We start from the raw sequence: 13,367 nt of genomic DNA on the forward strand, positions 1-13,367 counted from the left end.
GTGGTCATTCTCGACTTCATCAAGCGCGCAAGCGCCCGCGATCTCCGAAGCATGGCTCTGCTGACGCTGGCGGCGGGTTTTGCCAACGCGCTGCTGGTTGTCATCGTCAACGATGTTGCCGGACTGGTTGCGAACGCAGAGCGGCCGTCCGCAATGGAATGGGTGATCTTCGCGTGCGCATTTCTGGTCTACTACCAATGCAACAAGCTTGCGCTGTTGCGCGCCAATCGCGTCATTGAGAAGCTTCTGAAAGATCTGCGCGTACGGATAACCGAAAAGCTCCGCGCGTCCGAGCTGCCAGTCGTCGATCGCATGGGACGCAGTCACCTCTATGGGTTGATCTCGCGTGAGACGAACCACCTGTCGGTGACGTTTCCGCTGCTTGTGGACAGCTTCCAGCAGAGCGTTCTGCTGCTCGTCTCGTTGGTTTACCTCGCCTATTTGTCGCCGCTGGCCCTGTTCGTTTTTATCGGCGCTGTAGGGATCGGCATTCTCGGCTACCGGCGGATCAACGAAGATTTTCGTGAGACGTTGCGTGCTGGGTTCGGCCACCAGGCGCGGATGCTAGACGCGACAAGCGACATCATCGACGGCTTCAAGGAACTGAGGCTCAATACACGCCGGAGCGATGCGGCGATGACTGCATACCGTACGGCATCCGCCTCGGCGGAGGAGGCTGCCGTTCGCAGTGGTGAACACTGGGCTTCGCTGATCCTGCTCAGCAGCTTTGTGACGTACCTCATGCTCGGCGTCGTGGGTTTCGTGCTCCCACAATATATGACAGCGCACGGGGCGGTGGTGTTTCAGCTTATTCCCACGCTGCTGTTCTGCATGGGACCGCTGGCAAAGATCGTTGCCCAGTCGCCTATGTTCCTGCAGGCAGAAGTCGGGCTCAAAGCCATTGCTGAAATTGAGCAGCAGCTCGACTCTGGCGATTCCGTTTCAACATCCGAAGCCCGATCCGCTTCGGGCGCCTACGCCGGGTTTCGAGAGATTACGTATCGCGGGCTGACGTTCAGCTATGGCCGTCCGGGCGATAGCTCGCGGTTTCATGTGGGACCACTTAATCTAACCGTCCGGTCCGGCGAGACGCTTTTCCTTGTTGGCGGCAACGGCAGCGGCAAGTCCACGACTCTTCGCCTCCTCACCGGGCTCTATCCCGCGGAAGAGGGTGTGGTTGAAATCAACGGGGTTCCATTGCGCGAACGCGGTGCTGCCGGGTTGCGCGAGCTGTTCTCGGCGGTCTTTGCCGACTTCCACCTGTTCGATCGTCTCTATGGGGCCGAGCATGCCGATCCAGCCGAAGTGCAACGGCTGATCGGAGAGATGGGGCTTGCACACAAGGTCAAATTCGAGAACGGACGATTCAGCCAGACCAACCTGTCGACGGGACAGCGCAAGCGCCTCGCACTTATCTCAGCGCTTCTCGAAGACCGGCCGATCTATGTCTTCGACGAGTGGTCGGCTGAGCAGGACGTTCATTTCCGGCGGCACTTCTACACAAAGATCCTCGCGGACCTGAAAGCACGCGGCAAGACCATCATCGCAGTGACGCATGACGAACGCTATTGGAGCGTGGCGGACCGCGTGGTTCGGCTGGATCTCGGATCGGTGCTGTGGGACCGCCCCGGCGCAGCATGGAGCGGCGCATGAAAGCGATCCTTTTTCCAGGTCAGGGCGCGCAGCGCGTCGGAATGGGGGCAGGCCTCTTCGATGCCTTTCCGGACTTGACGCGGCAGGCCGACGACATTCTCGGCTATTCGATCTCGGATTTGTGTCTCAAGGGCGCGGCCGAGAAACTCACGCAGACGCGTTACACGCAGCCGGCGCTCTATGTGGCAGGGGCGCTCGGCTATCTCGCTCGACGCGATCAGCTCGCGACGCCGGATTATCTGCTTGGGCATTCCGTCGCCGAATACGTCGCCTTGTTCGCCGCCGACGTTTTTGATTTCGGCACCGGACTTCGGCTCGTGCAAGCGCGCGGAGAACTGATGGGAGCGGCCGTGGGCGGCGGGATGGCGGCGGTGCTCGGTCTCGACGCCGCTCAGGTGGAGAGCGTGCTCCTCAATCATGCGGCGGGCCAGGTTTATGCTGCCAACTACAACACGCCGCGCCAGATCGTGATTTCCGGCAAGCGCGATGTCGTCGCGCGTCTGGAACCCGCCTTTCGCGAAGCCGGGGCCACTTACTTCAAGGTGCTCGACGTGAGCGGGGCTTTCCACACGCCGTTCATGGCGCCGGCGCGCGATGCGTTTCGAAGCCTCGCGGACGCCGTGACGTTCGCTCCGCCACGCATTCCTGTCATTTCGAATGTGACTGCAAGGCCGCATCAGCCGGATCGCCTGCGCGAGCGCATGATCGAGCAGATCACCGCACCTGTGCGCTGGTCGGACAGTCTCCGCTACTTGCTGGCTAAGGGCATTGCAACCCCGGACGTGGAGGAGATTGCGCCCAAGGGTGTGAGCGTGGTCAAGCCCATGCTCATGCGGACGCAGATTGAGTGCGGTCCACTCGATGCCTCCGAGTTTTCGCACGATTTGCAGTCCGAGACTGTAGCGGAACCCGCCGCGACGCAGGTCGACCACCGGAGTGCGTGCCGCCACACGCCGGGCTTCACTTTGGAACGGCTTGGTTCGCGCACGTTCTGTCGCGAGTTCGGTGTGCGGACGGCCTACCTTTCGGGTGGCATGTATCAGGGTGTTTCGTCCGTCGATGTCGTCGTCAGGATGGCGAAAGCGGGGCTGATGGGCTTTTTCGGCGCCGGCGGCTTGCGTCCGGCTGCTATCGAGACGGCAATCCTTGCGATCCAAAGTCAGATTCCGAACGGCGCTCCCTATGGCATCAATTTCATCGCGCACGCGAATGCGCCGCAGGTCGAGGACGATCTTGCCGATCTCCTTATGAAACATGGCGTCACGACAATCGAGGCTTCCGCGTTCATGCAGGTGACGCCCGCGCTCGTGCGTTATCGCGCGAAGGGGCTCGAACGGGACGGAAACTGCATTCGCTCGCGTCATCGGATCATTGCCAAGATCTCGCGGCCGGATGTTGCCAAACAATTCCTGTCTCCTGCCCCGGAGCCGATCCTCGCCAAGCTCATTGAGAGCGGGGCTCTCACACCGGAGGAAGCGGATCTGGCCCGCGCAGCGCCGGTTGCCGACGCGATCTGCGTCGAAGCGGATAGCGGCGGACATACCGATCAGCGCATGCCGTTGACCCTGCTGCCCGCAATTCTTGCCGTGCGCGACAGGTGCGCCGAGATCACGCCGCGCTTTGGGCGCGTTCACGTCGGGGCTGCGGGGGGTATCGGCACGCCTGAAGCCGCGGCGGCGATGTTCGTCATGGGCGCCGACTTCATTCTGACGGGATCGATCAACCAGTGCACCGTGGAAGCTGGCACGAGCGATGTGGTCAAGGATCTGCTCCAGAGCATGAATGTGCACGATACAGACTACGCACCTTCCGGAGACCTGTTCGAGATGGGCTCGAAGGTGCAGGTTCTGAAGAAGGGTATCTTCTTCCCGGCACGCGCCAACAAGCTCGTCGCGCTCTATCGACAGCATGAGTCGCTCGACGACATCGATGACAAGACGCGGGCGCTGATCGAAGAACGCTATCTGAAGCGTACGTTTGCGCAGGTGTTCGACGAAACCGCTGCTGCGTATCCGGGCCCGGACGTCGAAAGGGCGCGGCGTTCGCCCAAGCACCGCATGGCGCTCGTATTTAGACGGTATTTCCGAGACTCGACCCGGTGGGCGTTGGCCGGAGACCTCGCGCATAAGGTGGATTTCCAGGTGCAGTGCGGACCGGCGCAGGGCGCCTTCAATCAGTGGGTGGGCGGCAACGGGCTCGCGTCGTGGCGGGACCGGCATGTGGATGGGATCGCCGAGCGCCTGATGGATGAGACCGCATCGTTGCTCAACCGGCGCTTTGCGGCGATGCAGGCCGGAGCGGATTTCTCATGACGCGTGCGAAGAAAGAGATCAAGCAGCCGATCCGCGCGGGGGACGGGCCGTCGCGGGATATGCCCGTTGCCATCATCGGCGTCGGTCTGAGACTGCCCGGCGCGGACAGCCTCGACGCATTTTGGGGGCATCTTTCTTCTGGACGCTCGCTCATCAATGAAGTGCCAGCGCGCCGTTGGAACGCGGACGAGTTACGTGGGAATCCGGCGAAGGAGAATAAGACGAACAGCGTCTGGGGTGGCTTCCTCGAAGATGCCGACGCGTTCGATGCTGCTTTCTTCAACGTGTCGCCGCGCGAAGCCTCTTGGATGGATCCGCAGCAGCGGTTTGCGCTCGAAATGGCGTGGCACGCGATTGAGGATGCGGGCTTGCGCGCGCACTCTCTGGCCGGCAGCAGAACCGGCGTCTACATGGGCGTCTGCCATTGGGACTATGCCGAGCTGATCGAAAAGCATCTCGAGCGGCTCGATGCTTATACGCCGACGGGCATTGCTTTCTCCGTCATCGCGAACCGCGTGTCGCACTTCTTCGACCTGCGTGGGCCAAGCGTAACGAATGATACGGCCTGTGCGGCGTCGCTCGTGTCCATCTACGAGGCAGTGCGTGCGCTTCAGAATGGGGAATGCGATCTGGCGCTCGCGGGTGGAGTCAATCTCGCCTGGTCACCCAATCACTTCATTGCGTTTGCCAAGAGCGGGATGCTGTCCAAGGACGGCAAGGCGAAAGCTTTCGACGCGCGTGCCGATGGCTATGTGCGTGGCGAGGGCGGCGCCATGCTGCTGCTCAAGCCGCTTGCGCGCGCTCAGGAGGATGGCGATCCGATCCATGCCGTCATATCCGGCATTGGCACCAACCACGGCGGGCACACCAGCTCCCTCACGGTGACAAATCCCACGGCTCAGGCGGATCTCATTGCGGAGGTGCATGGCAGGGCCGGTGTTGCTCCGGACGAGATCAGCTACGTTGAGGCGCACGGCCCGGGGACGCCGCTTGGAGATCCCATCGAGATCTCCGGTCTCAAAGCGGCCTTTCGCAAGCGCGCAAGCGATACCGGCGTTGTGCTCCAAGAGGGCAGCTGCGGCATTGGTTCGGTGAAAACAAACATCGGTCACCTCGAAGGAGCGGCCGGAGTGGCGGGTATCGCCAAAGTGCTGGCGGCGTTGCGATACGACGCGCTTCCGCCCAACGTTGGGTTTGAGACGCTCAATCCCTTGATCGATCTTTCCGGGACGCCGTTCCGTATCCAAAGCCGGTTGACGCCATGGCCGCGGCGCGACGGGAAGCCGAGACGCGCTGGGATTAGCTCCTTCGGTTTCGGAGGAACCAATGCTCATGCTGTCATTGAGGACGCGCCGCTTGTGCCAGAGGCCGAACGTTCCTCGCACGGTCCGCTGGTGGTGCCGATATCTGCCAAGAGCGACACTGCGCTTCGGCGCTCTGCAGAGGTTCTGATCGACTTCCTGGATCGGCAGCCGGGCCTGAATTTGGTGGATCTCGCGCTCACGTTCCAGGCGGGGCGTGAGGAGATGGATCGCCGGGTGGCTTTTGTCGTCGAGAGCGTTGCCGATCTTCGCGATGCCTCCATAGCCTACGTTGCGGGCGAGCCTGATACGCGCGTGCGCTTGCAGGGAGCGGGCGCTGCCGAAGCGGAGCCCTGGCGTAGTGCGGATGTGTGGGCTGGCGGTGGCGATGTCGTTTTCACCGCGCCTTCTGGAGCGCAACGAATCCATGCGCCGCTTTATCCCTTTGAGCGCGAGCGCCACTGGATCGACACAGCCACCGGCATCAAGGATGCTCGCGCAGTGCCGCATCCGTTGCTGCATCGAAACTGCTCATCGTTCGAGGGTGTGGCCTACCGTACGCGCTGGACGGGTTCCGAGTTCTACTTTGCTGATCATCAGGTGCAAGGTGCGCAGATCCTTCCCGGCGTTGTGGCGCTGGAGATGGCGCGGGCGGCCTATGTGCTCGGTGCGCGTTCTGAAGGGCCGTTGCGTTTGTGCGATCTGGTGTGGTCTCGCGCGATTGCTGCCGGTGACACGCCTGTCGAGGTTGAATTGCGGCTCGCGCGGTCCGAAGAGGGCGGGGCCGAATTCACGGTATCGGCGTTGGATCGCGGAGCTCCCGGTCCGATCTGTGTTCAAGGGCGAGTCGCGGAGGGGGATGCCGGCGTTGCCGTCCATGATCTCGCGCAGTTGCGGGCGGGGGCTGCGCGCGCAACGGACGTCCAGGTTTGCTACGAGCGTTTGCGCAGCAGTGGGGTCGTGCATGGTCCGGCCTTTCAGGCGTTGAGCGCTGTGCGGCGGGGAGATGGGTATGTGCTCGCGGAGCTGCGTTTGCCGCGCCGGCTCGCCGCCTCGCTTTCGGACATGCCGTTGCATCCCGTTCTGTTGGATGCTGCCATTCAAGCCTGGGTGGCGCTGGACGACGAAGCGCCATCCGGCGCGGGTGTGCCGTTCGCTTGCCGCGAAGTCCAGGTGCATGGCCGTTGCGAGGCGGCGATGACGGCCTATGTGCGGCCGAGCGGCCGAGTCGCGCATGGACTCCGGTATCTCGATATCGATCTCTGTGACAAAAGCGGGCGCGTGTGCGTCGCCTTCAAGGAGCTGGCGTTGCGGCTCGTCTCGGAAGGCGCGCAAATCGCTGCCGAAGCGCAGCCTGGCATCGCGCGGACGGATCGCGATCTCGTGCTGGCGAAAGGCGAATGGGCGCAGACGGCTGCGTTGTTCACGACGTCCGAGCGCGCAACGACCGTCTTTCTCACGGGTGCATTAGGCGGATTGAAGGATGCACTCGCGGCGCAATCGGCTTTCGATGTGCGCACATTGTCCGACTCTGACGCGCGCGATTCCGCCCGCATGGCTGGGAACTGGTTCCATACGATCCATGCGCATGTGGCCAATCTTGTGGGGCTGAGCCCCAAGGGTCACCAACGCATCCTGGTGATCGTTCCGGACGCCGTTCCCGCCTTCGTGGCCGCGCCTCTTGTCGGGCTGCTCAAGACCGCTTCTCTGGAGCATCCTAGAATCTCCGGTGCTGTGATTCAGGTGCTAGGGGCGTGCGATGCCGAGCGTTTGAGGCAGATCGCGGAACTCGAGGCGACGGCCGCGGGATCTCCTGCCGAGATCCGCCATGACGGCGATGGACGCCGGTTTGTTTGGCGGCCGGTGAAGGTCTCGGGACCCGTCCCGGCCACCCTGCCACCTCAGCTCGATTCGGATGGCGTCTACTGGATCACCGGTGGTCTCGGCGGGCTCGGATTAATTTTCGCTGACGCCTTGGTTGCGCGGGGCGCGCGCCACATCGTGCTGAGTGGACGTAGAGATGCGCCGGACGCAAAAGGTCTTGCTCGGCTGGCGGCACTACGCACGAGGGGCGTCGATGTTCGCTATATGCCTTGCGATGTGTCTGATCGCACGGCCGTCGACCGGCTGGTTGCCTCGATTGGACGCGAGATTGGGGCTCTAGAGGGCGTTATCCACGCCGCGGGCCTGTTGAACGATGCTTACATCTTTGGGACGGATGCGGCGCGCATCGATCCGGTGCTCGCGCCTAAGGTTGCCGGCACGCTCAATATCGATGCCGCCACCGCCGATCTCGGCCTATCGTTCCTTGTGTTGTGCTCCTCGGTCGCGTCGGCATTCGGCAATGCGGGACAGGCGTCCTATGCAGGGGCGAATGCGTTCCTCGATGCTTTCGCGGAGCATCGTGACGCGCGCGTCGCGCGTGGCGAACGGCGCGGGGCAACGCGGGCGATTGCCTGGCCGCTTTGGGCTGAAGGGGGCATGACGGTCGATGGTCCCTTCCTTGAAGGATTGCGCCGCCGGTTTGGCACGGAGCCCTTGCCGACAGCAGTGGGTATTGATGCGCTTTGGCAGGCTTTGTCGTGTGGAGACGCTCCGCGTGCTGTCGTGCTCTACGGCGATCGCACGCGTATTGAAACGCTTCTCGCTGAGACTGCCGTAGTGCAAGCCGCTACGCCTGCCGAAAGCGCGCCAGATGCGAAGGACATCGATACCGGGCTTCTGGAACGAACCGTTGCCCATCTGAAGGAGTTGCTGTCGGAAGCGACCCAAATCGAGCCGGCGCGCATTCGCGACGATGCGCCGTTGATCGAGTACGGACTCGACTCCATCATCATCGTCGATGTCACGGCGCGGCTGGAACGGATCGTTGGACCGCTGTCCAAGACCCTTTTCTTTGAGCATGTGACGTTGGCTAGCCTAGCGGCACACCTCGTGGAAGAGCATGGTGCCGCGCTTACGCGCGCTTTACCTTTACCTTCGGCAGCGATGCCGGCGTCGGAGCCAGCAGGAGACGCCGGGGTACGGCAACACGTGCGGAACGTCGTGTCTTCATCGGAAACGCCTAACGATACGCACGACGTGGCGATCATCGGGCTTTCCCTGCGTGTTGCGAAAGCCGCGAACCAGGACGCATTCTGGAAGATGCTTGCCAACGGCGAGCACAGTGTCGGGCCGGTTCCGCAGGAGCGCTGGGATCACAGCGCGATCTATCATTCCGAGCGCGATGTCTTGGGCAAGACCGTCGTCAAATCCGGTGCCTTTCTCGACGATATCGACAAGTTTGATCCGCGCTACTTCCGGATTTCCCAGGCTGAAGCCGAGCTGATGTCGCCTGAGGTACGGCTCTTTCTCGAAGCGAGCGTGGAAGCCTTCGAAGACGCTGGCTATTCGCGTGAAACACTGCAGCAAAAGTTCGGCGGTGACGTTGCGGTACTCGTCGGCTCCATGACCAACGAGTACGACTACTACGGCTTCCAGAATATGCTCGTGCGTGGCACGCGGGCGAGCGGCAGCTACACGGGCACCGTTCCCAATATGGTGTCCTACTTCTACGGGCTTACGGGGCCGTCCTATTTCCTCGATACGATGTGCTCGGCGTCTTCGACGTGCATCCACGAAGCTGTCCACATGCTTCGCTCGGGTCGCTGCCAAATGGCGCTGGCGGGCGGAGTGAGCCTGCTGCTTCATCCGCAGAAACTCATCGCCGTTTCCCAGGAGCATTTCACCAGCAAGACGGCCGAAGTCGTGCGCGGGTACGGAGTTGGCGCGGACGGCACGATCCTTGGCGAAGGCGTGGGCGCGCTGGTGCTGAAGCGCACGGCCGACGCGGAACGCGATGGCGATCACATCTATGGTGTCATCAAGGGCACGGCCGTTACCAATGCGGGAGTGCGCAACGGGTTTACGGTTCCGAGTCCGGCGCAGCAGGCCGCAGCCGTCACGAAGGCGCTCGAAGATGCGGGGATCGACCCGCGGACGATCGGCTATGTGGAGGGACACGGCTCCGGCACGGCGCTCGGCGATCCCATCGAGATCCGGGCGCTGACACAAGCCTATCGGGCGCATACGCATGACACGCAGTTCTGCGCTCTCGGCACCGTGAAATCGAACGTCGCGCATCTGTTGGCCGCAGCAGGTACGGCCGGCGTCGCGAAGGTTTTGATGCAACTCAAGCACGGACAGTTGGCGCCGTCTCTGCACGCCGAGACGCTCAATCCCGACATTCCTTTCGCAACAACGCCGTTCCGCGTGCAGCGAGACCTTGCGCCGTGGACGCGGATGCGTGACTTGCAAGGGCGAGAGTTGCCGCGCCGGGCGGGCGTCACGTCTATCGGTGCGGGGGGCATGAACTCGCACCTCATTGTCGAAGAGTACATCGGCGTTCCTCGCGCACTCCACTCCGGTAGCCTAGAGGTTGCGGTATTTTCGGCAATGAACCCCGCAGCGCTCGCGCGGGTGGTGAAGCGGATGCGCGATCATGTCGTTGCGCACCCCGATCTGGCACTCGGCGATATTGCCTATACGCTTCAAGTTGGACGAACAGCGTTGCCGTGCCGTCTCGCGGTCGTGGCCCGGTCTCCTGAAGATCTCGTGCGGAAGCTCGATGCGTTCGTGGCGGAGCCCAGTGCTACGGCGGACGTCTGGTATACGCCGAGCACGCTCGATCGCGAGCAACGAGCCGATGCCGCGCGTGTGAAAGCGGATACCATCGGTCCGGCGCTCGATCGCATCGCGTCGTATTGGGCGGATGGCGTCGCAATCGACTGGGACGTACTTCATTCAGGGCGAAGGCCGAACCGCGTCTCGTTGCCGACGTACCCGTTTGAACGGGTGCGCTGCTGGTATCCCGAATTCGACGACGCACCCTCCGTCATACAGCCGCTGGGCGCGCGTGGCGGAGCGCGACCCAGCCAAGGCTCATTCGCAGCGGTGCCTGCGATCAGCCCCTTACCCGCAAGCGCTTCGGACGCCGACGTTGACGCGGCTTTGCGTGATGAGCTGACGTCTCTTGCCGGTGAGCTTTTGAAATTCGACGCGGCGCAGATCGACCCGCGCGCCTCGTTCTACGATCTCGGTTTCGACTCCATCTCGCTCACGCGTTTCGCAGCGCTCATCGGCGAGCGTTTCGGTGTTACGGTTTCGCCGGCGATCTTCTTTGACTGTGGGCATGTAGACGCGCTCAGTCGTCATTTGGCCGGTCGTGGCGCGGGGGCTGCACGAACTCATGAGAAACGCCACGCGCTGGCGCCACGCGCCAGCATGAGTTTCGGCGCCGACAGAGACGAAGCGTGCACGAAAGTTGCCATTGTCGGCATTGCTTGCCGGCTTCCGGGTGCCGATAGCCCGGACATCTTTGTCGATCGTCTGCTGGCGGGCGCGGATTTGACGACCGAGTTTCCGCTTCATCGCTATGGTGCCGACTACGCCAAACGGATCGAGTGCGCTTCATTCGCAAAGCGCGGTGGCTTCCTTGCGGATGTGGACCGGTTCGATGCGGCGTTCTTCCGTATCTCGCCTGTGGAAGCGGAGCGTATGGATCCGCAGCAACGTCTGTTGCTCGAGACGACGTGGCGGGCGTTGGAGAGCGGGGGCTATCGTCCCGAAGATTTGCCGCGCGATACTGGCGTGTTCGTCGGCGTTTCCGGCCGCGACTATGCGAGCCTGCTCGAAGCCCATGGCGTTCCGCATGACGGTTTCGCGGCGACCGGCAATTCGCTGGCTATGGTCGCCAATCGGATCTCTTACCAGCTCAATCTGAATGGACCCAGCGAGGCGATCGACACAGCCTGTTCCAGTTCTCTCGTGGCACTCGTACGGGGCGCCGAGGCTGTGGCGTTGGGCCGTTGCACGACGGCACTCGTGGGTGGTGTCAACCTTGCCCTCTCGGTCGAAGGATTCGAAGGCCCGCACCTTGCCGGAATGCTGAGCCCCGAAGGACGCTGCAAGACGTTCTCGGCGAATGCCGATGGTTATGCGCGCGGAGAGGGCGTTGTCGCTTTGCTGCTCAAGCCCCTGGCTCAAGCGGAGGCCGATGGCGACAACATCTTCGGTGTGTTGATCGGGTCTGCCGTCAATCACGGTGGTCGTGCTGGTGCATTAACGGCACCCAACGCAAAGGCGCAAGCCGACCTCGTCGCGCGCGCGATGGCGGAGATCGATCCAGCTAGCATTGGTTACATCGAAACGCACGGTACGGGCACTGCACTGGGTGACCCGGTCGAGATCGCGGCCCTGACTCTTGCGTACAGCAGGATGGGCGGGCAGAAGCCGCTTCCGACAATTGCGCTGGGTGCGGTGAAGTCCAACATCGGACATCTTGAGGCCGCGGCCGGGTTGGCGGGGGTTGTGAAGGTTCTTGGCGCCATGCAGAGGGGCGAGATTCCGCCGACTCTCCATTGCGCGGACATCAATCCGCATATCGAACTCTCCGGCAGCCCATTCTTCATCGGACGCGACCGTGCGCCTTGGCCGAGGCGCCTGGACTCAGCGGGTCGAGAGTTTCCGCGCCGGGCCGGCGTCAGCAGCTTCGGCTTTGGCGGCGTGAATGCCCATGTGGTGCTTGAGGCCTATCCGGGTGGAGCGCAGCGGCGCACCCCGCTGTCGCCGCGCGCGTTTGCCGATACGCGCTTCTGGATTCCGGGTGTCGAAACTGTTGCGCCGCCCGCCGACGAGACGGTTCTGCTTGCTCCGCAGTGGACGGAAGCGCCGTTGTCCCGATCCCTCGCTTCGGCGTCTCACCGTCGTATCATTCTGAGCTGCGGTGTTGCCGTTGCGAACCGCCCGAGTGCACGTGTGATCGATTGCGATCTAGGCGCGGGACACATTGGCGTGCGCTATGCGGCTGCTGCCGGTGCCGCGTTGGACGCGCTTCAGGAGGAGATGCGCCGTGCCGACGTGTCTCCCGTTCTGGTTCAGCTTGTTCATTCCATTTCTGGCGGCGATGCCCTTTTCTCTGGGCTCGGTGCCCTGCTTGACACCGCATCCGCGGAGTATCCGTCCCTGTCTGTGCAAGTCATCGGCGTATCGGCGTCGCTTGCTCCGGAATTGGTGGCGGATCTCCTCGATGAGGAAGCGCGTCACCCTCATCATCGCCGCGTTCGCCGCGATGCGGGAAGCCGTCGTGTTCGTACCTGGGTACCGCTTTCTCGGCCGCGGCTCGAAGCACCGGTTTGGTGCGATGGTGGCGTCTATCTCATAGCTGGCGGGATGGGTGGGATCGGCCGCCTGCTGGCAAGGGATATCGCAGCGCGCGCGAAGGCGCCGGTGCTCATTCTCGTCGGGCGGTCGCCATTCGATTCTGAGCATGCGAGGGTTCTTGATGCGTTGCGTGCGGCGGGAGCTGACGTGTGCTATCACGCCGTCGATATTGCGGATCGTGCGGCTATAGCGTCGTTGATCGACGGGATCATTGCTCGTCACGGCAGATTGAACAGCGTGCTTCATTGTGCGGGCACGTTGCGCGATCGCACGCTGTTGAATAAGACGCGCGATGATCTGGCGGCCGTGTTGGCCCCGAAGGTTCTGGGAACTCTTGCGCTCGCGGAGGCTTGCAGGGGCCGTGGGCTGGATAGCTTCGTGCTTTTCTCGTCGCTGGCCGGTGCTGTCGGCAACGCCGGTCAAGCAGACTACGCCGCCGCGAATGGTTTTCTCGATGCAATCGCGTCTGCGCGGTACGGCGACCTGCCTGTGATTTCGGTGAACTGGCCTCTGTGGCGCGACGGCGGGATGCAGATCAGCGAGGCTGGCCGCGCCCGTCTGTTCGAAACTATGGCCCAGAGACCATTGGCGACGGAGGCGGGTCTGTCTGCGCTTGGCGCGGCGCAGTCGTCCGGTGTCCGGCAAATCGCGGTGGTTGCAGGTGAGGGGAGCCGTATCCGCTCGTTCTTCGAAAAAGCGGGAACGAACCGCGCCATCGCGGCGCCATTGCCACAGACGCGTGTGCTCGTCTCGCAGGGTCTCGTGGAGCGCGTATCCGATGCGCTGCGCCATTTGCTCGCGCGCGTCAGCGGTGTGGCTGCAGGACGTATCGAGGCGGGGACGCCGCTCGATGAGTATGGCATCGACTCCTTGATGATCACGCGGCTGAACCGGGAGCTGG

At 62.8% G+C, this 13,367-nt stretch carries 3 protein-coding genes (1 of these 3 cut by a window edge); all 3 read left to right on the forward strand.

Translation table 11 applies throughout. From position 1 onward, the window contains the following. Tightly spaced (each overlapping or abutting the next), the 3 genes in view from VHO05_RS11490 to VHO05_RS11500 form a layout consistent with a single transcriptional unit that may run on beyond the window. On the forward strand, positions 1–1,653 hold the full coding sequence (locus VHO05_RS11490; protein ID WP_329646719.1) for a cyclic peptide export ABC transporter: 1,653 nt from the start codon (positions 1–3) through the stop codon (positions 1,651–1,653). After that, entirely contained in the window at positions 1,650–3,965 is a 2,316-nt protein-coding gene (gene fabD / locus VHO05_RS11495) for an ACP S-malonyltransferase (RefSeq protein WP_329646720.1), read from the forward strand. The genes VHO05_RS11490 and fabD overlap by 4 nt, the downstream gene beginning before the upstream one ends. After that, positions 3,962–13,367, forward strand: partial view of an SDR family NAD(P)-dependent oxidoreductase gene (locus VHO05_RS11500; RefSeq protein WP_329646721.1) — the 5' end (the start) only. Its footprint extends 9,917 nt past the window's final position; only the first 9,406 of its 19,323 coding nucleotides appear in the window; it begins with the start codon at positions 3,962–3,964; the stop codon falls past the right edge of the window. Before fabD ends, VHO05_RS11500 begins: the two co-directional genes overlap by 4 nt.

It is taken from the genome of Hyphomicrobium sp. (assembly GCF_036262015.1).
Lineage (GTDB): Bacteria > Pseudomonadota > Alphaproteobacteria > Rhizobiales > Hyphomicrobiaceae > Hyphomicrobium_C.